The 22,621-nt window shown below is 66.5% G+C and carries 24 protein-coding genes; 1 reads left to right on the top strand and 23 read right to left on the bottom strand.

Translation table 11 applies throughout. The features are described 5' to 3' along the window. Window positions 1-7: 7 nt before the first annotated feature. From ACLQ3C_RS13395 to murA, 8 genes are all read right to left on the bottom strand, one after another. Window positions 8-1,318 (bottom strand): AAA family ATPase, encoded by a 1,311-nt coding sequence (locus ACLQ3C_RS13395; RefSeq protein WP_425705556.1) that lies wholly within the window; start codon window positions 1,316-1,318, stop codon window positions 8-10. Between the two features lie 159 nt (window positions 1,319-1,477). Then, window positions 1,478-2,770: an NDMA-dependent methanol dehydrogenase gene (mdo, locus tag ACLQ3C_RS13390; protein WP_425705555.1), complete on the bottom strand. Its 1,293-nt coding sequence runs from the start codon at window positions 2,768-2,770 to the stop codon at window positions 1,478-1,480. Window positions 2,771-2,954: 184 nt separating this feature from the next. Continuing rightward, complete coding sequence (locus tag ACLQ3C_RS13385; RefSeq protein ID WP_425705554.1) at window positions 2,955-3,755, bottom strand: energy-coupling factor ABC transporter ATP-binding protein; 801 nt, start codon at window positions 3,753-3,755, stop codon at window positions 2,955-2,957. Next, complete coding sequence (cbiQ, locus tag ACLQ3C_RS13380; RefSeq protein ID WP_425705553.1) at window positions 3,752-4,528, bottom strand: cobalt ECF transporter T component CbiQ; 777 nt, start codon at window positions 4,526-4,528, stop codon at window positions 3,752-3,754. Before cbiQ ends, ACLQ3C_RS13385 begins: the two co-directional genes overlap by 4 nt. Window positions 4,529-4,530: 2 nt before the next feature. After that, on the bottom strand, window positions 4,531-4,962 hold the full coding sequence (locus tag ACLQ3C_RS13375; protein ID WP_425705552.1) for a PDGLE domain-containing protein: 432 nt from the start codon (window positions 4,960-4,962) through the stop codon (window positions 4,531-4,533). Next, complete coding sequence (locus tag ACLQ3C_RS13370) at window positions 4,959-5,684, bottom strand: energy-coupling factor ABC transporter permease (protein WP_425705551.1); 726 nt, start codon at window positions 5,682-5,684, stop codon at window positions 4,959-4,961. Before ACLQ3C_RS13370 ends, ACLQ3C_RS13375 begins: the two co-directional genes overlap by 4 nt. Before the next feature lie 194 nt (window positions 5,685-5,878). After that, on the bottom strand, window positions 5,879-6,226 hold the full coding sequence (locus ACLQ3C_RS13365; protein ID WP_425705550.1) for an ArsR/SmtB family transcription factor: 348 nt from the start codon (window positions 6,224-6,226) through the stop codon (window positions 5,879-5,881). Further along, entirely contained in the window at window positions 6,223-7,479 is a 1,257-nt protein-coding gene (gene murA / locus ACLQ3C_RS13360; RefSeq protein WP_425705549.1) for a UDP-N-acetylglucosamine 1-carboxyvinyltransferase, read from the bottom strand. Before murA ends, ACLQ3C_RS13365 begins: the two co-directional genes overlap by 4 nt. A gap of 147 nt (window positions 7,480-7,626) precedes the next feature. Here murA and ACLQ3C_RS13355 point away from each other — a divergent pair, with 147 nt between their 5' ends. After that, the gene (locus ACLQ3C_RS13355; RefSeq protein ID WP_425705548.1) at window positions 7,627-8,238 is read left to right on the top strand and encodes a cob(I)yrinic acid a,c-diamide adenosyltransferase; all 612 of its coding nucleotides are present in this window, start codon (window positions 7,627-7,629) and stop codon (window positions 8,236-8,238) included. A gap of 13 nt (window positions 8,239-8,251) precedes the next feature. Here ACLQ3C_RS13355 and ACLQ3C_RS13350 read toward each other — a convergent pair whose 3' ends face one another. From ACLQ3C_RS13350 to prfA, 15 genes are all read right to left on the bottom strand, one after another. Continuing rightward, window positions 8,252-8,698: a DUF2550 domain-containing protein gene (locus ACLQ3C_RS13350; protein ID WP_425705547.1), complete on the bottom strand. Its 447-nt coding sequence runs from the start codon at window positions 8,696-8,698 to the stop codon at window positions 8,252-8,254. Between the two features lie 167 nt (window positions 8,699-8,865). Then, entirely contained in the window at window positions 8,866-9,246 is a 381-nt protein-coding gene (locus tag ACLQ3C_RS13345; protein ID WP_425705546.1) for a F0F1 ATP synthase subunit epsilon, read from the bottom strand. Window positions 9,247-9,255: 9 nt separating this feature from the next. Beyond that, complete coding sequence (gene atpD / locus ACLQ3C_RS13340; protein ID WP_425705545.1) at window positions 9,256-10,704, bottom strand: F0F1 ATP synthase subunit beta; 1,449 nt, start codon at window positions 10,702-10,704, stop codon at window positions 9,256-9,258. A 65-nt stretch (window positions 10,705-10,769) separates the two neighbouring features. Beyond that, a complete protein-coding gene (locus ACLQ3C_RS13335) occupies window positions 10,770-11,702 on the bottom strand; it encodes a F0F1 ATP synthase subunit gamma (protein ID WP_425705544.1) in 933 nt (310 codons plus the stop codon). Window positions 11,703-11,750: 48 nt separating this feature from the next. Next, on the bottom strand, window positions 11,751-13,379 hold the full coding sequence (gene atpA / locus ACLQ3C_RS13330) for a F0F1 ATP synthase subunit alpha (RefSeq protein WP_425705543.1): 1,629 nt from the start codon (window positions 13,377-13,379) through the stop codon (window positions 11,751-11,753). 99 nt (window positions 13,380-13,478) lie between these two features. Further along, entirely contained in the window at window positions 13,479-14,831 is a 1,353-nt protein-coding gene (locus ACLQ3C_RS13325) for a F0F1 ATP synthase subunit B/delta (RefSeq protein WP_425705542.1), read from the bottom strand. 2 nt (window positions 14,832-14,833) lie between these two features. Beyond that, window positions 14,834-15,346, bottom strand: coding sequence for a F0F1 ATP synthase subunit B (locus tag ACLQ3C_RS13320; protein WP_425705541.1), 513 nt, complete (start codon window positions 15,344-15,346; stop codon window positions 14,834-14,836). 58 nt (window positions 15,347-15,404) lie between these two features. Next, window positions 15,405-15,668 (bottom strand): F0F1 ATP synthase subunit C, encoded by a 264-nt coding sequence (locus ACLQ3C_RS13315; RefSeq protein WP_006368525.1) that lies wholly within the window; start codon window positions 15,666-15,668, stop codon window positions 15,405-15,407. A gap of 140 nt (window positions 15,669-15,808) precedes the next feature. After that, window positions 15,809-16,567: a F0F1 ATP synthase subunit A gene (atpB, locus tag ACLQ3C_RS13310; RefSeq protein ID WP_425705540.1), complete on the bottom strand. Its 759-nt coding sequence runs from the start codon at window positions 16,565-16,567 to the stop codon at window positions 15,809-15,811. Next, complete coding sequence (locus tag ACLQ3C_RS13305) at window positions 16,564-16,980, bottom strand: hypothetical protein (RefSeq protein WP_425705539.1); 417 nt, start codon at window positions 16,978-16,980, stop codon at window positions 16,564-16,566. Before ACLQ3C_RS13305 ends, atpB begins: the two co-directional genes overlap by 4 nt. Before the next feature lie 297 nt (window positions 16,981-17,277). Then, window positions 17,278-18,513 carry an MraY family glycosyltransferase gene (locus ACLQ3C_RS13300; protein WP_425705538.1) on the bottom strand — a complete coding sequence of 412 codons (1,236 nt, stop codon included), beginning with the start codon at window positions 18,511-18,513 and terminating at the stop codon, window positions 17,278-17,280. 149 nt (window positions 18,514-18,662) lie between these two features. Then, the gene (glyA, locus tag ACLQ3C_RS13295) at window positions 18,663-19,886 is read right to left on the bottom strand and encodes a serine hydroxymethyltransferase (RefSeq protein WP_425705537.1); all 1,224 of its coding nucleotides are present in this window, start codon (window positions 19,884-19,886) and stop codon (window positions 18,663-18,665) included. Further along, a complete protein-coding gene (locus ACLQ3C_RS13290) occupies window positions 19,883-20,539 on the bottom strand; it encodes an L-threonylcarbamoyladenylate synthase (RefSeq protein WP_425705536.1) in 657 nt (218 codons plus the stop codon). The genes glyA and ACLQ3C_RS13290 overlap by 4 nt, the downstream gene beginning before the upstream one ends. Further along, window positions 20,536-21,483, bottom strand: coding sequence for a peptide chain release factor N(5)-glutamine methyltransferase (gene prmC / locus ACLQ3C_RS13285; protein ID WP_425705535.1), 948 nt, complete (start codon window positions 21,481-21,483; stop codon window positions 20,536-20,538). Before prmC ends, ACLQ3C_RS13290 begins: the two co-directional genes overlap by 4 nt. Next, on the bottom strand, window positions 21,480-22,586 hold the full coding sequence (gene prfA / locus ACLQ3C_RS13280; RefSeq protein ID WP_425705534.1) for a peptide chain release factor 1: 1,107 nt from the start codon (window positions 22,584-22,586) through the stop codon (window positions 21,480-21,482). The genes prmC and prfA overlap by 4 nt, the downstream gene beginning before the upstream one ends. Between the last annotated feature and the right edge of the window lie 35 nt (window positions 22,587-22,621).

Raw genomic sequence — 22,621 nt, 5'->3', positions numbered from 1 at the left:
CGGGCCCCTAGAACGGACGCTTACGGCGCGGGCCGGAGCCCGACCGCGATCGGCCCGGGTCGTTGCCGAAGGAGCGGCTGCCCTGCGAGGCACTGATGGGCCGGGTGCCGGCGTCGCTCCTGGCCCCCGGTGCGCCGTAGTACTCCTCGCCGTGCCGGCCCGGCATGTCCTTCTCCGCCCGTTTGGCCGCACCGCTGTGCCGATCATCGGCAGAACCGACCGGCGCATCCTGCTCATGCGCGTGGTCGTGTTCGTGCGTGTGGCCGTGCCCATGGGAATGGCCGTGCGCGTGGTCGTGCGAATGGAGATGATCGGGAACCTGCGCGTTGGGGTCGACCAGGCGTGGCAGGGCGTCGAGCGCGCGGGTGAGGTCGCGTTCGTATTTGACGACCACGTTGGCGGTCTGACCGAGGATCTCGGCCGACAGTTCGTCGGCGCCGAGCACGGCGAGTGTCCGGGCCCAGTCGATGGCCTCGGAGATGCTGGGCGCCTTGCGCAGATCGAGTTCGCGCAGCCCCCGTACGATCTCGACCAGCTTGGCGGCCAGCGTCTCGGCGAGGCCGGTGTCCTTGGACTTGATGATCTCCAATTCCCTTGTCGCGTCCGGATAGTCGAGCGAAAGATGCAGACATCGGCGCTTCAGTGCCGCCGACAGGTCCCGGGTGTTGTTGGACGTCAACACGATCATCGGCTGATGCTTGGCGACGAACGTCCCGATCTCGGGCACCGACACCTGATATTCGGCGAGCAATTCCAGCAGTACCGCCTCGAGTGCCTCGTCGGCCCGGTCGACCTCGTCGATCAACAGGACCACCGGCCGTTCGCTGCGGACCGCCTCGAGCAGCGGACGAGAGGAGAGGAACCGTTCGGAGAAGAACACGCTCTCCTCGGCACCGATCCGGTCGACCGCCTCGGCGAGGGTATCGGCGTCGGCGACGACCTGAGAGATCTTCTCGCGCAACACCTGGGTATAGAGCAGCTGTTTGCCATAGTCCCATTCGTACAGTGCGGTCGTCTCGTCCTGTCCCTCATAACACTGCAGCCGCAACAGGTCTCGTCCGGTCACCTCCGCAAGGGTCTTGGCGAGCTGGGTCTTGCCCACCCCCGCAGGCCCTTCCAGCAGCACCGGCTTGCCGAGCCGGTTCTGGAGAAAGACCGTGGTGGCCAGTCGCTGATCGGCGAGGTATCCGGCGTCGGCGAACCGCGTGACCACGTCGTCGACGTCGCGGAATCCGGCAGCCGGGACACTGTCGGGCACAGCGGTTTCGCCGGTTGCCGAGCCGGTCTCGTCATCAGTGGTCGCGGTGCAGGTGGGCATCGGTTTCTCCTGGTTCGGATGGTGTGCGGACGCTGATCAGTGGGTGGGTCACGCCGATGGTCGTCCAGACGGGGCGCCGGTGACCATCGGCGTGACCGCGGATATGCGGGGCGCGGTGGGGGGCGCGCGCCCCGCACATCGGTCTCTTGCCGGTGCGTCCTACGGCAGCAGCTCGTCCAGGTCGCCGTTGAAGCTGTGCTCGACGACGGGCCGGACGGTCTCGAAGGTGCACTCCTTGGGGTTGCCGGGCGTACACGCGTCCCCGAGAACGTGATTGGTGATCGCGTCGATGGTCGCGGCGTCGGTGGTGATCTCCTTGCGGTTCTCGTAATACTTCGTCGGGCCCGCGCCGAGCCGGTTCTTCGGATAGGAGTCCTGCCTGATGTCGGCGAAGCGCTCGACGATGCCCACATCACGCAACAGCCGGATCGACGCCTCGAGCGCGGCGTCGGCGGCCTGCACCTTGGTCATGCCGTGGGTGTCGACACCCATCGCATCGGCCATGTCGGCGAAACGCTCGTACATCACCGGCATGTTGAACGCCCACACCCGCGGAAGCGCGATTGCGTTGTTGAGGCCGTGATGGGTGTCGAAGAACGCCGACACCGCGTGGCTGATGGAGTGGATGATGCCCAGCCCACCGGAGTTGAACGCCTGCGCGGCGATGTACTGCGCGTACATCATGCCCTCGCGGCCGGCGAGCTCGGTGGGATTCCAGGTCGCCTCACGCAGGTGCCGGGCCGTCATCCGCACCGCGTGCAGCGCATTGCCCATCGACGGCGGGAAATTCAGCCGCGACACGTACGGCTCGGAGGCGTGCGCGAGGACGTCGAATCCGCATTGCGCGGTGAACGCCACCGGGCAGTCGTAGTAGAGCACCGGGTCGTCGATCGCCAGCGTCGTCACGGCCGCGTCATCGAAGGCGACGTACTTGTGAGGCTTGTCGGGATCGGTTGTGGTGTCGGTGATCACGTAGGCCCATGAGGTCTCCGACCCGGTGCCGGCGGTGGTGGAGACGGCAATGTGCGGCGGATTCTTGGGGTTCTCGCTCTTGTTGAATCCCTCGAACTCGTTGACGTTGCGGCCGTCGTGGGCCACCGAGATACGCGCACCCTTACAGGCGTCGTGGGCCGAGCCGCCGCCGATGGAGATGAAGGAGTCGCACTTCTCCGAGTTGTACAGCGAGACCGCGTCCATGACGTTGTAGTCCTTGGGGTTGGACTCCACCTGGTCGTAGAGGACGACCTCGAGGCCGTGATATTTGCACGACTCGACGATCTTGTGGACGGTGTCGCTGCCTCGCAGACCGGTGGTCATCACGAGGGTCTTCTGGAATCCGAGCTTGAGGGCCTCGGGCCCGATCATCTCGTGCGCGCCGGGACCCATCATCGCGCGGGGGAACGGATGAAACTCCTTGATGGGGAACGGCTTCAGTAGTTCATCAACTTGCATTCTGACTGACCTCCTTGGTCCGGCGCACACCGCGTGCCACCGCCTTGAACGTCGGCGACGTTACGCGCGTCACACCGGGGTACAGGAGGGCCCGAGCAGCAAACCGTCCCGTGGCGCTCCGAGTGCCCACCGAAGGTCAGGACCTCCCCTGACCGGACGACCAGGGTGGGCCCCGGGCATCCGGTCAGGGCGTGGAATCGGCTCGGGCCCCTGATCTCTCGTGGTCATCGCGGCTTCGGCGGGCCCGTCGGATCGACTCGATGTCGAATCCCCAGGGCAACTCGAGCCGATGTGCCGCGAGGAGCGCCGGGTCCGCCAGGATGTCGTCGACGGCTCCGTCGGCGACCACACGGCCGGCGTCGAGGACGATTGCGCGGTCACACAATTGCGCGGCGTAGAGCAGGTCATGGGTGACGACAAGCATCGTCGTACGCAGACCCAGCAGGGTGTCGGCGAGTTCTCGGCGCGCCACCGGATCGAGGTTTGCCGACGGTTCGTCCAGCACCAATACCTCTGGGTGGCAGGCCAATACACTCGCCAGGGCACCGCGGCGGCGCTGCCCGCCGGACAGGTGATGTGGGCTACGGCGGGCATGTTCGGTCATCGATACCGCGGCCAGGGCCGCATCGACGCGACCGGCGAGTTCCTCGTCGCGCACACCGAAGTTGGCCGGCCCGAACGCAACATCTTCGGCCAACGTGGGCATGAAGAGCTGATCGTCGGGGTCCTGGAACACCAGCCCGACGCGACGGCGGACCTCGCGCAGCGTGGGCTTGCCCACCCGCACGCCCTGGATCGTCACCGCCCCGGCACTCGGCAGGAGAACTCCGTTGAGCTGCAACATCAGTGTCGTCTTGCCTGCACCGTTGGGCCCGAGGAGCGCGACGCGCTCCCCGGCCCCGATGACGAGGTCGATTCCGTCGACGGCCAGGTGCCCGTCCGGGTAGGCGTAGCGCAGTCCGCTGATCTCGATGGCCGGCGTCATCGCAGCCCCCAGGCGGTGGCGGCCACCACCGCCGCGATCAGCCCCGGCGTGGTGACCATCAGCCATTGGCCGGCGCTCGCGCGTGCCGATGACACCACACCGGGCATTTCCGGGATGGTCCCGGTGAAGCCACGTGACATCATGGCGAGGTGGACCCGTTCTCCGCGCTCATAGGTCCGGAGAAACAGCGCCCCAACGCCTTTGGCCATGGCACCGGCCTGGTGGAGCGTCCGGGGCGAGTCACCGCGGGCGGCCCGGGCGATGTGCATGCGCCGGATCTCGGCCGACAACAGGTCCATGTACCGCAACATCATCACGAAGATGGGGGTGATCGTCGCGGGCACCCCTAGTCGGGTCAGCGCAACCGGCAGCTCACGCGCGGGTGTGGTGGCCGCGAACGTCAGCGACGCCGCCACGCCGAGCGAGCCCTTGATGACGATGCCCCATCCCGCGTAGAGGCCCGGCACCGACAACGAGAGCCCCATCGCCTCGACCCGTTCACCACCTTCGGCGAACGGCAGCAGCACGGCGAGAATCACGAACGGTGCCTCGATCAGCATCCGCGGCGCCATCCACGTCAACGGAATTCGCGCGGTCGCCCCGACCGCGGCGAGGATGACCGCGAAACACAGGTAGGGCCAGAACATCTCGCGGGGCGTGGCGACCACCGCGAAGACGAAGACCACCAGGGCGACGATCTTCACCTCCGCGGGCGCGCGGTGCACACCGGAGGCCCCCACACGGTAGAGCGGATGCGCGTGACCGGCTCCCACCGTCAGACTCCCCGAGATGTGGGTGCGGCACCCGGTTCCGGTGGCCTCGCGGACCCTCCGCGTCGGCGGCCGCCGATCACCCAGAACAGTGCGCCCGCAATCACGAGGGTGACGATGACACCGATGATCCCGGCGATCCCGTTGGTGTACCCGATCCCCCGGAACGCGTAGTGCGCCAAGGGTGATGAGGCCATCGCGTGATCGGTGGCGTGCTGGGCGATGCAGGTGCCCGTGAGGTGCTCGGTCCCGTTGACGTCGGTCACCCCGCAGCCCTGCCGGGTCGCCGAGTCGAGGCCGTCCGGCGACGAGCTGGCCAGGTAGGACACCACGCCGGCGATGAGCAGCGCCACCACGGCGAAGACGACGAGAACCGTACGCCGCCGCGGGAGCCGCCGAGTGCCTGCGCCCTCCTCGTCCGATCCGCTGGCGCTCATGAGTCGGCTCCGATCATCTCGACGGCGGTTGTGTTGCGCCGCAACAGATACACCAGATCGGGACGGGCGCGGGCGACGGCCACCACGGTCGCCGCGGTGATCAATCCCTCGCCGATGCCGATCAGGACATGGGTGCCCCACATGTAGCCCGCGACGGTGCCGATCGAGGTCGTCGCCGCGCCGCCGACGGCGTACTCGACGACGAAGCCCGTCGCCGCGCAGACGGTGCCGCACAGGGCCGAGACGAAGGCGACCACACCGAGACGACCGAGCGAGGTCATATCGGTTGTTCGTTTACCGAAACCGATCAGTCGGAACACGAGCACCGCGATCCCGTAGCCGGCGAAGGTCGAGATGAGGGCCATGTTGGTGATGTTGGCGCCGAGCGCCGTGATCCCGCCGTCGGCGAACAGCAAACACTGCACGATCAGCACGATGGCGATGCACAGCGCTCCGGTGTACGGGCCGACGAGGATCGCGGCGAGCGCACCGCCGAGCAGATGTCCGCTGACGCCGGGCAGGATCGGAAAATTGACCATCTGCACGGCGAAGATGAACGCCGCGACCAGACCGGCCATCGGCACCGTCTTCTCGTCGAGATCGGTGCGTGCCCGCCACGCGGACAATCCCAGACCCACGATGGCGACGATCCCGAACAACAGCGATGTCTGTGCGTTGATGATGCCATCGCTCATATGCATGGCGACAGTGGTGGTGGACATGACCGGTGTCCCTTCGAATCCCGTGGCGCCGGCGGCGAATACGCGACGCGGTAGGAAAAACGTTAGGGGCGGCCCCGATATCTGTCCACTTATTCAGATGTTGAGGCGCTCAGACTGTCCGTCCGGTCAGGTGTCGCACTGGCCGCACACCACCGTTCGGCCATCCGGTGGTGGCGCAGCGAGTCGACGCCCGGTCAGGTGTCGAGGTGGCCCGCGCCGATCCAGTGCAGGAGTTCGTGGACGGTCTCGTCCTCGAGCCGATAGCTCACCGAGCGGCCCAACCGGGTCGAGGTCACCCACCCTTGATGGCGCAGTACGCGCAACGCTTGCGACACTGCGGTTTCGGTACGTCGCACCTCGGTCGCGAGATCACCGACGATGATGCCCGGCCGACGGTGGAGAACCAGCAGGATCTCCAGCCGATGCGGATCCGAGAGCAGGTCGAATCGGGTTGCCCACGCGGCCACGTCGACCTGCCCTGTAGTCGCGCCGGCGGGATCGGACTGCCGATGGCCGGCGCCGGTCCCGGAATCGGTGTTCATCCGCGCACCCGCTCGATGCCGCCCCCGAGGCGGGTCAGGATCTCCTCGAAATGCGGGTAGCCGCGATCGATGTGCTCGATGTCGTGCACCTCGGTCACCCCGTCGGCCACCAACCCGGCCAGCACCAGCCCGGCGCCCGCCCGGATATCGGAACACCACACGGGTGCACTGGACAGATGATCGATACCGCGGACGACTGCGTGGTGACCGTCCGTCCGGGCGTCGGCGCCGAGGCGGATCATCTCCTCGACAAACCGGAACCTCGCCTCGAAGACGTTCTCGGTGATCACCGACATCCCCTCGGAGATGGTGGCCAGACCGATCGCCATCGGCTGCAGGTCGGTCGGGAATCCGGGGAACGGGAGCGTCGAGACGTTGACTGCGGTCGGTCGCCCCACGTGGCGCACCCGGAATCCGTCGGGCAACGTATCCACCCGGGCACCGGCGTCGGCGAGTTTGGTCAGGACCAGCTGCAGGTGGGCGGGCGCAACACCCCGGACCGTCACGTCGCCCCGGGTCATCGCGGCAGCGATCCCCCACGTCGCACCGACGATGCGATCGCCGATCACGCGGTGAGTTGTCGGGTGTAGACGATCGACACCGGTCACCGTCAGCGTGGACGTACCCGCGCCCTCGATCCGGGCACCCATCTGCGCCAGCATGACGCACAGATCCACGATCTCGGGTTCACGTGCGGCGTTGTCGATCGTGGTCTGGCCGTCGGCGAGTACCGCGGCCATCAAGATGTTCTCGGTGGCCCCCACCGAGGGGAACTCGAGCGCGACTGGCGCGCCCACCAGCGAATCCGCCTCGGCCACCACGCAGCCATGCTCGATGGAGCTGTGCGCGCCCAGCGCCCGCAGCCCGGCCTGGTGCATGTCGAGGGGCCGCGACCCGATCGCGTCGCCACCCGGAAGCGCGACCACGGCACGTCGGCATCGGGCCATCAGCGGTCCGAGCACACACACCGACGCGCGGAACTGTTTCACCGCGTCGAAGTCGGCGTGATACTTCGGTTCGGCCGGGGCGTCGATCACCACGGTGTCGCCGTCGATGGTCACGACCGCACCCAGGCCGCGCAGCACGTCGGCCATCAGCGGCACGTCGGCGATCTCCGGTGAATTGGTCAATGTGGTCGTGCCCTCGGCGAGCAACGCGGCAGCCATGAGCTTGAGGACGCTGTTCTTCGCGCCGCCCACCGAGACCTCACCCCGCAGGCGGGCTCCGCCGGTCACCAGATAGCGATCAGTCACGCCAGACAGCTTATCCGCCGCCGCGCAGCGTTCCCGACGCCGTCGGCCCGCAGCCGCCGCAACACAGTCCGGTGACCCGGCAGCGGGCTGCCCGCCCATCAGTCGCGGGCTGCCCGCCCATGCACTCACCGACTACATTCGATAGGTATGGCCGTCCATCTGACACGCATCTACACGCGCACCGGCGACGACGGGAGCACCGGGCTCAGCGACTTCTCGCGGGTGTCCAAAACCGATCCGAGGGTGGTCGCCTACGCCGACTGCGACGAGGCCAACGCCGCGATCGGAATCGCACTGTCGTTGGGAGGTGCGGTACCCGAAGAAATCGCCGCGGTGCTGCGCACCGTCCAGAACGACCTCTTCGATGCCGGCGCCGATCTGTCGACCCCGGTGATCGACAATCCGAAGTATCCGCCGCTGCGCATCGAGCACGACTACATCGACGCACTCGAACACTGGTGTGACGCCTTCGGCGACGGACTGGCGCCGCTCGATTCGTTCATCCTGCCGGGCGGGAGTCCGCTCTCGGCATTGCTGCATCAGGCGCGTACGGTGACCCGCCGGGCCGAGCGCTCGGCGTGGGCGGCAATCGATTCCGACCCCGAGGCGACTTCGGTGCTCCCCGCGCGCTATCTGAACCGGCTCTCGGATCTGCTGTTCATCCTGTCGCGGGTGGCCAACCGGAGCCCACACGGTGATGGCGACATCACCTGGCTGCCCGGCGGCCGACGGCAACGGCCCTCAGCGCCGACACCATAGGCCGCTGGTGCCCTCAGGCGCTGCGTCGACGCTGGGACCGATCCGAACGCCGCGACTCGAGCCACGACTGGAATGCGGTGACTCCCCCGGTGTCCCAGGCGATCTCGAAATCCTTGCCCTCGCCGGATCCGAGGGATTGGTGCACCTCGAGGATGATCATGCCCTCGAGGATGTCGCGTTCGCTGCCGACGGCCCGGCGCCGTCCGGTGATCTCAATCGCGCGTCGCGGGAGCGTTTGCGATGGCCCCGGGCGCAGCGAACTCAACCGGAAGTACCGCAGGGTCTCGTCGGTGTAGTGCACGGTGCCGTGCCGCCAGCCCTCATCGACATCGCCGGGCAGCGTCCGCAGCAGGACAGGCGTCCCCCCACGCCGTAACTGACCCACGCGATAGGTCAGCAGCACACAGACAGACAGCGCGATCAGGAGCAGCACACTCAGCGCGATGACGAGCTGGGACAACCAGTCGCACCTCCTCGCGCACGGCCCGACCGCGGCGATGCCGTCGATAGGCGACGTGGCTGTGATCGCGCGGGGATCTCCCCCAGCATGCCATCCGATACGCGAGCACGACCGGCCACCCATCCTCGGGTGGCCGGTCGTGTCGTCACTGGATTGACTCCGCGAACTTACTTGACCAGTTGCTCTGCCGCGGACAACCTCGCCTGCGCGTGGTTGTACTTGTCGGTGCCGGGCTCGGCGGAATCGAGAATCGACCGCTCCGCGGTGATGTCGACCCCGTCGGCCCACTCGGCGGATTCGGCGAGAATCGTCACCGACTGTCCGGTCGTCGAGAGGAATCCGCCCTCGATTGCGGCAGCCTTACGCTCGCCGTTCTCCTCGACGATCACCACGTAGCCGCCGGGAACCAATTGGCCCAGCAGCGGTTCATGATTGGCCATCACACCGAGTTCACCCACGGTGGTGCGGGCGATCACAAAGGTCGCCTCACCGGAGTAGAGTTCGGCGTCCGCCGAGACCACCTCGACGTGAAAGGACTTGTCTGCCATGTTAATTCGCTACTTTCCGGCGATCTTCTCGGCAGCAGCCTCCACGTCGTCGAGACCACCGCAGCTGTTGAACGCCTGCTCGGGGTAGTGGTCGAACTCGCCCTTGCACACACGGTCGAACGCCTCGATCGTGTCCGCGAGCGGAACGACCGAACCCTTCTGACCGGTGAACTTCTCGGCGACCAGGAAGTTCTGGCCGAGGAACTTCTGGATGCGACGTGCACGCTGCACGGTCACCTTGTCCTCTTCGGAGAGCTCGTCCATACCGAGGATGGCGATGATGTCCTGCAGTTCCTTGTACTTCTGCAGGATGCGCTTGACCTCGTTGGCGACGCGGAAGTGCTCATCACCGACGATCGAGGCCTCCAGGATGCGCGAGGTCGACGTCAGCGGATCGACGGCCGGGTAGATACCCAGCTGAGAGATCGGACGCGAGAGCTCGGTCGTCGCATCGAGGTGCGCGAACGTGGTCGCAGGCGCCGGGTCGGTGTAGTCGTCGGCCGGGACGTAGATCGCCTGCAGCGAGGTGATCGAGCGTCCCTTGGTCGAGGTGATGCGCTCCTGCAGCACACCCATCTCGTCGGCCAGCGTCGGCTGGTAGCCCACCGCGGACGGCATACGCCCGAGCAGAGTCGACACCTCCGAGCCGGCCTGGGTGAACCGGAAGATGTTGTCGATGAACAGCAGCACGTCCTGCTGCTTGACGTCGCGGAAGTATTCCGCCATCGTCAGCGCAGACAGAGCCACGCGCATACGCGTGCCCGGCGGCTCATCCATCTGGCCGAACACCAACGCGGTGTCCTGCAGGACGCCCATCTCCTCCATCTCGAGGTGGAGGTCGGTGCCCTCACGGGTGCGCTCACCGACGCCGGCGAAGACCGACGTACCGGAGAACTCGCGGGCGATACGGGTGATCATCTCCTGGATGAGCACCGTCTTGCCGACGCCGGCACCGCCGAACAGGCCGATCTTGCCGCCCTTGACGTAGGGGGTCAGCAGGTCGATGACCTTGATACCGGTCTCGAGGATCTCCGTCTTGCCCTCGAGCTCGTCGAAGGGCGGCGGCTTGCGATGGATGCTCCACTGCTCACCGTCCCGACCGAGGCCGGGGCTGTCGAGGCAGTCACCGAGGGCGTTGAACACGTGGCCCTTGACGACGTCGCCGACGGGCACCCGGATCGAGTACCCGGTGTCGGAGACCGGCGCGCCACGGACCAGACCGTCGGTCGGCTGCATCGAGATGGTGCGGACCAGATTGTCGCCGAGGTGCTGGGCGACCTCGAGGGTCAGGGTCTTGGCAACCGACTCCAGCGCCACCTCGGCGTGTAGGGCGTTGAACAGTTCTGGGATCGAGCCCCGGGGGAACTCGACGTCGACCACGGGGCCGATGATGCGGACGATCCGGCCATCGGCCGACCCCGCCGACTGCGAGGATGGGGTTTCTACTGCTGCGGTCATGGTGGTTGGGTCACTTCCTCTTCTCAAAGTTTGTGTCCGGGCGGAGAGATGTCACCGGCGGGCGGCTAGGTCGCGAGTGCACTGGAGCCGCCCACGATCTCGCTGATCTCCTGGGTGATCTGCGCCTGACGGAGTTGGTTGGCATCACGCGACAGCGTCGTCACGAGGTCTTCGGCGTTGTCGGTCGCGGCCTTCATCGCCGTACGCCGCGCACCGAGTTCCGAGGCCGCCGAATCGAGGAACGCCGCATAGATCCGGGTGGCGACGTACCTGGGCAGCAGCGAATCCAGCAGCGTCTCGGCACTGGGTTCGAAGGTGTAGTTCCGCGACTCACCCGCTGGCCCGGAACCGTCATCTGCGGAACCCTCGGTGACCACCAGCGGCGCCATCCGACGAACTTCGGGAACCTGCGAGAGCATCGACGCGAACCTCGTGTAGACGATGTGTAGCTCGTCCACACCTTCGAGGCTGCTCTCACCGTCGGGCCGACCGACTTCTTCGCCCGAGCCCGCATTGAACAGGTCGACCAGGAAGTTGGTTACTTCGGCGGCATCTGCGTAATCCGGCGACTGGGAGAACCCGCTCCAGGAGTCGCCCACGTCGATGCCACGGAAACCGAAGTATCCGATCCCCTTGCGACCGGTGACGAACAGTACGGGTTCCTTGCCCTCGTCGCGCAGAAGTGCCATCAGTTCCCTGGCCGCCCGCAGGACGTTCGAGTTGTAACCGCCGCACTGACCGCTGTCGCTGGTGACGACGAGCACCCCGGCGCGTTTCGGGTTCTCCCGCTCGACCAGGATCGGGTTGTCGAGGGTCGCGGCGTTGCTCGCCAGTTCCGAGACGACCTTGGTCATCTCTTCCGAGTAGGGACGGGCAGCCGCGATCCGGGCCTGGGCCTTGGTGATCCGCGACGTGGCGATCAACTCCTGCGCCTTGGTGATCTTCTTGGTCGACTGAACCGATCGGATACGCGAGCGCAACTCACGAATGCTTGCCATGAGTGTTCACCCTTCCTTTCGCGGAGTCCGTACGAGCGTCGGCGATCATCACTTGCGGATCTTGATCTCTTCGTGCGCGACGTCCTCGGAATCCATCGGGGCCGCCTCGGCCTCATTGACCACGCGCCGGCCGTCGTGGGTGAGGTAGCTCTTCTTGAACTTGTTGGTCTCGGCGACCAGCGCCTCGGCCTGATCGTCGCCGAGCACCTTGCCACCGGCGATCGAGTCGTACACGCCCTTGGCGTTGTGATGCAGATGGCCGAGCAGCTGGGTCTCGAAGTTGCGGACGTCGTCGACCGGCACCGAGTCGTAGTGGCCCTCGCCGCACAGGTAGATCGAGACAATCTCGTCCTCGACCGAATACGGGCTGTACTGATCCTGCTTCAGCATCTCCACCCAGCGCGCACCACGCTCGAGCTGCGCCTTGGATGCGTCGTCCAGGTCAGAGGCGAACGCCGAGAACGCCTCGAGCTCGCGGAACTGTGCCAGCTCCAGACGCAGCGAACCGGACACCTTCTTCAGACCCTTGGTCTGAGCGGCACCACCGACGCGAGAGACCGAGGTACCGACGTTGATCGCCGGGCGGACACCCTTGTTGAACAGGTCGGACTCGAGGAAGACCTGTCCGTCGGTGATCGAGATGACGTTGGTCGGGATGAACGCCGACACGTCGTTGGCCTTGGTCTCGATGATCGGCAGCCCGGTCATGGAGCCGGCGCCCATCTCGTCGGAGAGCTTGGCGCAACGCTCCAGCAGCCGCGAGTGCAGGTAGAAGACGTCGCCGGGGTATGCCTCGCGGCCCGGCGGGCGGCGCAGCAGCAGCGAGATCGCGCGGTAGGCCTCGGCCTGCTTGGTGAGGTCGTCGAACACGATCAGGACGTGCTTGCCCTGGTACATCCAGTGCTGACCGATTGCCGAGCCGGTGTAGGGAGCCAGCCACTTGAAGCCGGCCGAGTCCGACGCGGGGGCGGCGACGATGGTGGTGTACTCCATCGCGCCCGCCTCTTCGAGCGCCGTCTTGACGCCGGCGATCGTCGAACCCTTCTGACCGACCGCCACGTAAATGCAGCGAACCTGCTTGTCGGGGTCACCCGATTCCCAGTTGGCCTTCTGGTTCAGGATGGCGTCCACACAGACCGCCGTCTTGCCGGTCTTGCGGTCGCCGATGATGAGCTGCCGCTGCCCGCGGCCGATCGCGGTCATGGCGTCGATGGCCTTGATCCCGGTGGCCAACGACTCCTCGACGGGCTGGCGTTCCAGCACCGAGGCCGCCTGCAGCTCCAGTACGCGCTGGTCCTCCGCCTCGATGTCGCCGAGGCCGTCGATGGGCGCGCCCAGCGGATCGACCACGCGGCCGAGGAACTTGTCGCCGACCGGGACCGAGAGGACCTCGCCCGAGCGGCTGACCTGCTGGCCCTCTTCCAAGGTCTCATAGTCACCGAGGATGACCGCACCGATCTCATCCTCGTCGAGGTTCAACGCCACACCCAGCACGCCGCCGGGGAACTGCAGCAGTTCGTTGGCCATCGCGCTCGGCAATCCGCTGACGTGGGCGATGCCGTCCGCGGTATCGGTGATGATGCCGACCTCGTCGCGCGAGGCTTCGGCGTCGAACGACGAGACGTACTGCTCGATCGCTCCCTTAATCTCGTCTGCTGAGATCGTCAACTCCGCCATGGGTTCTCGTCTTCCTTGCTCAGTCCGTGCAGTGGTTCGTGGTGGGTGGTGAGTCGATATCGGTGGTCGCCGGTCTGCGGGTTCCGCGCGGCAACTGGTTCAACGCGGTAGTGTCTCGGCCGCCTTCGCCAGTCGGGTGGCGATATCGGCCTCGATCACCTCGTCGCCCACGCCGATGCGCAGGCCACCGATGATCGACTCGTCGACTTCGGTCTGCACCGAGATCGTGCGGTGGTAGATATTTCCCAGCACCGCGGCCAGGCGCGTGCGCTGCGACTCGGTCAGTTCGACCGCCGAGATCACGTGCGCGACCGTCTCACCGCGTCGTGCGGCAGCGAGCTCGGCCAGGCGCGCGACGGCAGCCTCCGACGGCTGACCGTGCAGCAGTGCGACGGTATGCGACAGCAGGTACCAGGTGTGCTCGCCTACCTGCTCACCGATGAGCGAGCGCAGCAAGTCGATACGGCCCTGCACCGGACGCTGGAAGTCGGCCAGCAGTGACGCCAGTTCAGGGCTCCCGTCCAGCAACCGGCCCACGCGGAACAGCTCGTCCTCGGTCTCCTCGAGGGTGCCGTCACGCTCGGCGGCCGCAAGGACCAGCACCGCGTTCTGACGCCGTAGCGCCGCCAAGAAGTCGGTGCTCTGCGACCAACGCTGCGCCGCCGCCGAGGCGACGGTGTCGACCACGATGGGGGCCACCTTGCCATCGAACAGGTTGTGCACCAGCTGCTTCTTGGCCGCCGGGTTGTCTTCGTCCTCCGTCAACCGTTTGCGGAGTACCGGATTGTCGAGGAGGAACCTGATAACCGATGCGAGGTCTTCCGACGCGGCCGTCAGCGACCTTCCGTCGAGCGCTCCGCCGGCCGATTCGAATTCGGCGCCCACGGCGCGCGCAGCGTCCCGGCTGGTGGCGTGCATCGAGTGCAGCCCGATCAGATCCGAACTCGCCGGCACCGCCGAATCCGGCTGTCCACCAGACGACATTCCGTCGAGCTCACCGATCGCCCGATCGATCGCCGCCTTCTGATTGTCGGCCGACGAGAGGTGTTTGCGCACGATCTCGCCCGCTCCGTCGACCGCGCTCAGTCCGAGTTCGGCGCGAAGTTGCCGCACCAGGCCGGTCCGAGCCAGTTCGGCTTGGGATTTGCCGTGCTCGCTGATCCGACGTACCTCGGAATCAGCAAGGGTCGTGAGATCCTGCTCGATCGACCTCGCGTCGTCGAGCGCACCGTCGTGCAGTTCCTGTGCCTCGGTCTTGGCCCGCTCGATGGCGCGGTCGTGGGCCGCCTGGGCGTCCTGCGCCCGCGCCTTCGCCTCGTCGCTGTCGACCATCTGCTGACTGATCGCGTCCTTCTGGGCGAGCACCGCCTTGCGCAGCGGGGGCAGGACCCATTTGATGAAGACCGCGACGATGACCGCAAAGCCGACGAGTTGTCCGATGAAAACGTCCACTGTTACTTCACCGTCTCTGTCTGCTGGGCCCCAGCACCGGCTGCGGCCACATCGGTTCCCAGGACACGACCGGCCAGCGCCTCCGACAGCCGGCTCACATCCCGCTTGGCAGTGGTGACCGCCGTGTCGGCCTCGACCTTGAGATCCGCCGAGATCTTCGCGAGCGCGGCATCGGCCTCTTCGGTGGCCTTGTGCTTGGCCGCCGACACCTGCTCGTTGCCACGGGCGCGGGCCTCGTCACGGATACCGGTGGCATCGCCACGGGCATCCTTCAGCCGCGCTGCGTACTCCCGGTCGGCGTCCTCGAAGCTCGCCGCCGCCGCCTTGTTGTCCTCGACCGTCTTGGCCACCCGCGCGTCGCGTTCGTCGAGCACCTTCAGGATCGGCGGGACGACGAACGCGCGGATGACGATCAGGACGACGACGAAGATCAGCAGGCACGCGATCAGCGTGCCGTTCGGGATGAGGAAGTTGGACGTCTTCTCCCCGGCTTCTTCTGCGGCGAGACTCATCATTTTGGATGTCCCCTATCGGGATTTCGAACTACTGCAGCTGTACGGACGACGCTTCGGCTCAGGATGCGCCGTAGGTCTGAGCGGGGTTGGCGAACACGAACAGCGCCATGAAGGCGAGGTTGATGAAGTACGCCGCCTCGACCAGACCGACGGTGATGAAGAACGGTGTGAACAGACGTCCCTGGGCCTCCGGCTGCCGGGCGATACCGGCGATGAGCTGCGAGCCGGCGATACCGTCACCGATGCCGGCACCGATCGCGCCGCCGCCCATGATGAGGCCGCCGCCGATCAACGCGCCCATGCTAACCAGATTCGGATCCATTGAGATCTTTCCTTTCGGGTGGAACTGGCACTCTTGGTTGCCAGGTCTGTGGGTCCGGTCGGCCGGGCCGACCTTGTCTATATAGGGGGATGGGTTTCGGGTGGCCGGCGCTTACCTCTCGTGCGCACCGGCCGGTGGTGCTAGTGCTTCTCGTCCTCCATCGCCTGACTGAAGTAGAGGATTGTCAGCAGTGCGAAGATGAATGCCTGGATGAGTCCGATGAACATGTCGAAGGCTTTCCAGATCGCGTTCGGTGCCCACAGGATGTAGGCGGGGAACAACGCGATCAGGGCGACCATGACGCCACCGGCAAACAGGTTGCCGAAAAGTCGGAGAGACAGCGACAGCGGCTTTGCGATCTCCTCGATGATGTTGATCGGGGCCAGGCCTGCGGCGTGTCCCTTGACCAGCTTGCCGAGGTGACGCAACGGTCCGCGCCGGCGCATACCGGCTGCGTGGTACCAGACGAACACAAGGATCGCGAGCGCGTAGGTGAAGTTGGCGTCACCGGATGCCGGCCCGATCAACTCGTGCGTCGCTCCGCTGCCGGTCGCGTATTGCACCGGCAGCACCGAGAACCAGTTGACGATCAAAATGTAGGTGAACAGTGTCACCGCCAGCGGCAGCACGAACGGCGCGATCTTCATCCCGATCGCGCTCTCGATCTGGTTGCGCATCTGGACTGTGATGACCTCGAAGTACAGCTGCACGGTGTTGGGCCGGCGCGAGGTCATCCTGGCCTTGACGAAGAATGCGAGCGCGATCACGATGACCGCGGCGATCGCGGCGGAGATGATCGTGTCCATATTCCAGGTCATGCCCAGCCACTCCACCTCTTGGTGGTGGCCGACCTCGATCTTGGCCTCGGCCAGGTACAGCGCGTCAGACGGTGCGGTCATAACTGCTTACGAAGTCCTTTCATCACCGGAATCACCGTGTTGAGTACCAGAACCACCTGGCCCAAAGCGAGTCCGAACATCACGCCCAGCCCCTCGGGCCGGACCAGAATGGCTGCGGCCAGGGCCAGCGCGGTGATCACACCGAGCCGCAGCGCGGAATTGACGGCCAACAGCTTTTTGCGGGGATCGGACTCGGCGGCGACTCGCGAGACGGCCATGGTGACCATCTTCGCGTTGAGCAGCACAGCCACGACCCCCACCGCGAAGAAGATCGCGAAGAGAAAATGTCCCACATAGATCGACACGCCCGCCACGATCATCGTGAAGGCGCCGGCAATGATCCCGGGGCGAACCAGACCGGTGGGTGCGGTCGGGTAATAGACGGGAGCCGAATCGGGGGCAGATGTCGTCATCGCCTCTCCTCACCTCTCCTTCGAACCCCGCCGTGGGGACGGCAGACGGCATCGAGCGTAGCTGATGGCAGCCGAGAGCCACCGCGCGTACGCTCCGCGTTGTTGAGACCCTACCAAGCCCCTGTGACCGCCCCACCAGGGGGCGACCGCATCGGAGCAGCTGGGTAGACCGGCCCGACGGGCCGATCCGTTGTCCGCGGCGCCGAAACGAGCGCCACCGAACTACTACCGGCAATAGTACATGGTCTTTACCTCCGGATTACCCGGCCCTGTGGAACAGTGGTCGCCGGTGGACAGTCATTGCCGCGGAGCGCGGACCACCGGTCCCGCGTGAGCCGTCCGCATCTGGGCAATGCGCCGCGACAGTCGCGGCGCCATGGTCGCCAACATCGCCAGGACGAGGCCGCCCGCGAATGCCGGGGCGACCACAGATATCGGGAACAACGTGCTCGCGGCCGCCGAGAACGCCAGGATCGCCACCCACAGGTAGATGATGATCGCGACTCGTCGCTGTGAATGGCCGAGCTCGAGTAATCGATGATGCAGATGCATCTTGTCGGGTGTGTAGAACCCGACCCCGGCCCGCGTCCGCCGGATGATGGCCATCAGCATGTCGAGCATCGGCACGAATACGATCGCCGCCACCAGGATCAGTGGAAGCAACAGTGTGAAGACGTCGGCCGAGCCATAGGCGTTGACCGCGATACGGCCCGACGCGCTGGTCGACGCGGCCGCAAGCATCAGTCCGATGAGCATCGCCCCGGAATCGCCCATGAAGATTCGCGCCGGCGAGAAATTGTGCGGCAGGAATCCCAGACATGCGCCGGCGAGCACCACCGAGATGAGTGCGGGCGGGTAGTAACTGACATCTCCGCCCCGGTCGCGCAGCAGTCCCAGCGAGAACAAGCAGATCGCCGATGCCGCGATGAATCCCAGGCCGGCGGCGAGACCGTCGAGACCGTCGATGAAGTTGATGGCGTTGATCGTCGCCACGGTGATGACCACGGTCAGCAGGCCGGATTGAAAGGGATCCAAGACGATCGTCCCGATGTCACCGAACGGCACCGGGATCTGCAACCAGCTCACCCCCATGATCACCATCACCCCGGCTGCGGTGAGCTGACCGACGAACTTGGTCAGCGCGTCGAGCCCCCACCGATCGTCGATGACGCCGACGATCACGATCACCGCACCTGCCGAGATCACTGCCCCGATGTCGTTGGTGTAGGCAAATCCCCGGTTGAGAGCCGGCAGGTTTGCCGCAAGAGCGACCGCGGCGACGATGCCGGCGAACATACCCAGACCGCCCATCCGCGGGGTGGGGATCAGATGGACGTCGCGTGCACGGGGCACCGCGACCGCGCCGACCTTGATCGCGATCACCCGCACCGCCGACGTGAGCAGGTACGTGACGGCGGCGGCACTGAGTCCGACGAGCAGCAACTCACGGAAGGGCACACCCGCACCGCCGCTGACCTCGCCCGCGGCCAGCAACGAGAACGCCTGCCCCATGCCGGGATCGACCACACTCATCGTGTACGACTCGCCGCCACATCATCCGGCGCCACATCATCCATGGCCGCGTCACTCATGGCCGCGTCACTCATGGCCGCGTCACTCATGGCCGCGTCACTCATGGCCAGGGCACGGTGAACTACGAGGGGATCGGGCACCCGATCAGGCTACCCGGCGAGCAACTCGGCGATCGAGGCACGGATCCGTGCGTGTTCGGCCGGGTCGGACAGTGCCTCGACCATCCATTCGGCGATCTGCCCCATCGTGTCCACGTCGCCGCCGGCAAGGGTGGCGATCGGCGTGCCGATGCGGATGGCCGAGCCCTCGGTCGCCGGACGTGGATCGAACGGGAGTACCGCCTTGTCGACCACGATGCCCGCCTCGTGCAGGCGTCGCTGCGCCTCGACGCCACTGAGGCCCGACGCGGACACGTCGACCACCGCGAGATTGGTGTCCGTACCACCACTGACGATGCGCAGCCCGCGCTCGGTCAGCGCGGCGCACAGCGCCCGCGCGTTGGCCACCACCGCACCCACGTGCACGGCGAACTCCCCCGACGCGGCCTCGGCGAACGCTGCTGCCTTTGCGGCGATGACGTTCATCGCCGGGGCTCCCTGGGTGAAGGGGAACACCGCCTTCTGCAGCGCCGGACCGTGGACACCCGCGCCGAGCAGCACACCGCCCCGCGGCCCCCGCAACACCTTGTGCGTGACCAGTGTCACCACATCGGCGTATGGGACCGGATTCGGGGCCGATCCGCCGGCGACGAGTCCGCCGAGGTAGGCGGCGTCGACCCAGAGGATGCAGTCCGCCTCGTCGGCGATCGCCCGGAGTGCGGGGAAGTCGATCAGTCGCGAATACATCGCCGAGCCCGCGATCAACAACCGTGGCCGATGAAGCAGTGCGAGATCACGAATCTGGTCGTAGTCGATCAGCTCATCCGATTCCGACACCGAATACCGAATCGGGTTGAACCAGCGACCGGAGAAGTTCGCCCGGGAGCCGTGGGTCTGATGGCCCCCGTGATCCAGGCGCAGCGACAACACCGGGTCGCCGGGCTGGGCGAATGCGGCGTACACCGCGGAGGCCGCCGCGGTTCCCGACACCGGCTGCACGTTGACGTATTCGGCACCGAACAACTTCGTCGCCCGGGCGATGGCAAGCTCTTCGATCTCGTCGACGACCTCGCATCCACCCTGATACCTGGCACCCGGATAACCTTCGGCGTAGGTGTCACTCAGTGATGTCGCAAGGATGCGGCGCACCGCCGGGCTCGCGATCGTTTCGCCGGCCACCAACTGCAATGTCTCTGCGCGACGCCGGGTTTCGCGGTCGACCAACGCACCGAGCTCCGCATCGATCGGGTCGCCGTCGATGCCGGCGTGGATCACCGCTGTACCAGATCGGCCGGCCCGACATCGAGAACCTCGGCGATGTCCTCGACGCTGACCGCTCCTTCCCGCAATATGCGCGGCGCGCGCCCGGTCAGATCCACGATCGTCGACGGCTGAGCCTTCGCCGATGTGCCGCCATCGAGGTACACCGACACGGAGTCGCCGAGCTGAGCGCGGGCCTGCTCCGCGGTGGTCGACGGCGGTTGGCCCGAGACGTTGGCGCTCGACACGGCCATCGGGCCGACCTCGCGCAGAATCTCGATGGCGACCGGATGCAGCGGCATGCGCAGCATCACGGTCCCCTCGGTGTCGCCGAGGTCCCAGGCCAGCGACGGCGCCTGCTGAACCACCAGCGACAACCCGCCCGGCCAGAAGGCCTCCACGAGCGCGCGCGTCTGGGAGCCGACACCGAGTACGAGGCCGTCGACGGTGTGCCAGGAGCCGACCAGCACCGGCACCGGCATGTCGCGGCCACGTCCCTTGGCCGCCAACAGCTCGGTGACCGCAGCGGAATCGAATGCGTCGCAACCTATTCCGTACAACGTGTCAGTGGGCATGACAATCAGCCGACCGGCCTTGGCAGCGCCGACCGCCGCGCGAATCCCGGTGGCTCGCTGGTCGGGTTCTGTGCAGTCGAAAAGTGAGCTCACCGATCCATCCTCGCACGCGCATCATCGGCGCCCGGCGCACTACTCTCCGAGGCCCATCCGGCGCGCCGTCGCGCGGTGACGAACCGCGGCCGTCCCACGAGATCTCGATGCACCTCCGCCCCGGCAAAGGCGCCGGTCGCCGCCACCGCCCCGACCACCGATCCGGAAGTGGAGTCGTCATGTTCGATACCGACCTGACCCCCTGGACACAAGATCTGCGCGATCACCTCCACCATCGGCGTGATCACCGACATACCGTCGTCACCCCCGAAGACCGCCATCTCGGGATCGGCGAGCACCTCGCGCGACACGGCGGCGTTCCGCGGGACGTATGGGGGGTTGCTCACCACCAACTCGACCGGGCCGTCCAAAAACGACAACACCGCGCGCGAATCCGTCGCATCGCCCACATGAATTCCAACGCGATCGCGCAGACCAGCCCGTTCAACATTGCGGCACAACCACTTCGCCGCCTCGTCCGACTTCTCCACCGCATGAAGCCGGGCCGACGGCACCGCGACCGCCAGCGCGATGGCGAGCGCCCCACTGCCGCTGCACAGGTCCACGATCGTGAGGGTCTCCCCCGGTCCGCCGAACGCCCCGGCACCGATCGCCGCCCGCGCTTGCCCGACCGCCCATTCGTAGAGAAGCTCGGTCTCCGGGCGAGGCACGAACACCCCCGGCCCGACCAACAGATCCACCGGGCCGAACGACGCCGAGCCGGTGAGATGCTGCAACGGAACCCGACGGGCACGAGCGCCGACGAGCTCGTCGAACTCGTGCGCGGTCACATCATCGAGGTCGTCGGCCACCAGCAGACGCCCCCGTGACACTCCCAGGACGTGAGCGAGCAGCCACTCGGCGTCGGCCCGCGGCGAATCCACACCCGAAGCCGCGAGCATCGCCGAGGCATCATCGATCGCGACCCGGACCGCTCGGCTCACTGCGCCTCGAGGCGGGTCCGACGATCCGCGGCGACCAGCGCGTCGAGCAACGCATCCATCTCCCCGTCGAGCACGGCATCGAGGTTGTTGGCCTTGAAACCGATGCGGTGATCGGTGATTCGGTTCTCCGGGAAGTTATAGGTACGGATCCGCTCCGAGCGATCAACGGTGCGGACCTGCGCGGCCCGGCCCTGCGCGGCCGCCGCCTGCGCCTGCTCCTCGGCCGCCGACTGCAGCCGCGCGGCGAGCACCTGCATGGCACGCGCCTTGTTCTGCAACTGCGACCGCTCGTTCTGACACGTGACGACGATGCCGGTGGGCAGATGCGTGAGGCGCACCGCCGAATCGGTCGTGTTGACGCCCTGGCCACCCTTGCCCGACGAGCGGTAGACGTCGATACGCAAATCCGACTCGTCGATCTGGACCTGTTCGGTCTCCTCAGGCTCGGGATAGATGAGCACGCCCGCCGCCGACGTGTGGATGCGGCCCTGCGACTCGGTGACCGGCACACGCTGCACCCGGTGCACACCACCCTCGAACTTCAACCGCGACCACACCCCATCGCGCGAGGCCTCGCGCGCCCGGATCGACAGCGTCGCTTCCTTATAGCCACCCAGATCGGACTCGGTGACACCGAGAACGTCGGCCTTCCATCCGTGGCGCTCGCAGTACTTCGCGTACATCCGTGCCAGATCCGACGCGAACAATGCCGACTCCTCGCCGCCCGCACCGGATTTGATCTCCAACACCACATCGTCGCCATCGTGGGGATCACGCGGCGCAAGCAGATCGGTCAACGTCGCATCGAGCTGGGCGGCCGTCTCCTCGAGACCCGGGATCTCCTCGGCAAACGCCGCATCATCGGCAGCCAGCTCACGGGCCGCCGAAAGATCGTCACGAGTCACCTGCAACCTGCGGTAAGTCGACATGATCGGCGCAAGCTCGGCAAAACGCTTACCGACCCGTCGGGCCGTCGAGGGATCATCATGCAACGACGGATCCGCGAGCTGCTGCTCCAAGCCGGCATACTCGGCGAGGACATCGTCGATGCTTGAACTGTTGGCGCGGACTCCGTCCGCGCGGGTATCTGCGCCTTCACGCACCGCTCTTCGTCCTCATCACGTCGTCGCTACGCTCC

This window comes from Gordonia sp. DT30 (assembly GCF_049844915.1).
Classification (GTDB): Bacteria; Actinomycetota; Actinomycetes; order Mycobacteriales; family Mycobacteriaceae; genus Gordonia.
The sequence above is the reverse complement of the archived record's forward strand: the minus strand, read 5'-3'. Positions and strand labels throughout refer to the sequence as shown.

What these genes read in the sequence shown, in the direction of transcription:
- ACLQ3C_RS13395 (WP_425705556.1), bottom strand. Translation starts at nt 1,318, where the DNA reads ATGCCCACCTGCACCGCGACCACTGATGACGAGACCGGCTCGGCAACC.
- mdo (WP_425705555.1), bottom strand. Translation starts at nt 2,770, where the DNA reads ATGCAAGTTGATGAACTACTGAAGCCGTTCCCCATCAAGGAGTTTCAT.
- ACLQ3C_RS13385 (WP_425705554.1), bottom strand. Translation starts at nt 3,755, where the DNA reads ATGACGCCGGCCATCGAGATCAGCGGACTGCGCTACGCCTACCCGGAC.
- ACLQ3C_RS13375 (WP_425705552.1), bottom strand. Translation starts at nt 4,962, where the DNA reads ATGAGCGCCAGCGGATCGGACGAGGAGGGCGCAGGCACTCGGCGGCTC.
- ACLQ3C_RS13370 (WP_425705551.1), bottom strand. Translation starts at nt 5,684, where the DNA reads ATGTCCACCACCACTGTCGCCATGCATATGAGCGATGGCATCATCAAC.
- ACLQ3C_RS13365 (WP_425705550.1), bottom strand. Translation starts at nt 6,226, where the DNA reads ATGAACACCGATTCCGGGACCGGCGCCGGCCATCGGCAGTCCGATCCC.
- ACLQ3C_RS13355 (WP_425705548.1), top strand. Translation starts at nt 7,627, where the DNA reads ATGGCCGTCCATCTGACACGCATCTACACGCGCACCGGCGACGACGGG.
- ACLQ3C_RS13345 (WP_425705546.1), bottom strand. Translation starts at nt 9,246, where the DNA reads ATGGCAGACAAGTCCTTTCACGTCGAGGTGGTCTCGGCGGACGCCGAA.
- atpD (WP_425705545.1), bottom strand. Translation starts at nt 10,704, where the DNA reads ATGACCGCAGCAGTAGAAACCCCATCCTCGCAGTCGGCGGGGTCGGCC.
- ACLQ3C_RS13335 (WP_425705544.1), bottom strand. Translation starts at nt 11,702, where the DNA reads ATGGCAAGCATTCGTGAGTTGCGCTCGCGTATCCGATCGGTTCAGTCG.
- atpA (WP_425705543.1), bottom strand. Translation starts at nt 13,379, where the DNA reads ATGGCGGAGTTGACGATCTCAGCAGACGAGATTAAGGGAGCGATCGAG.
- ACLQ3C_RS13320 (WP_425705541.1), bottom strand. Translation starts at nt 15,346, where the DNA reads ATGATGAGTCTCGCCGCAGAAGAAGCCGGGGAGAAGACGTCCAACTTC.
- ACLQ3C_RS13315 (WP_006368525.1), bottom strand. Translation starts at nt 15,668, where the DNA reads ATGGATCCGAATCTGGTTAGCATGGGCGCGTTGATCGGCGGCGGCCTC.
- atpB (WP_425705540.1), bottom strand. Translation starts at nt 16,567, where the DNA reads ATGACCGCACCGTCTGACGCGCTGTACCTGGCCGAGGCCAAGATCGAG.
- ACLQ3C_RS13305 (WP_425705539.1), bottom strand. Translation starts at nt 16,980, where the DNA reads ATGACGACATCTGCCCCCGATTCGGCTCCCGTCTATTACCCGACCGCA.
- ACLQ3C_RS13300 (WP_425705538.1), bottom strand. Translation starts at nt 18,513, where the DNA reads ATGAGTGTGGTCGATCCCGGCATGGGGCAGGCGTTCTCGTTGCTGGCC.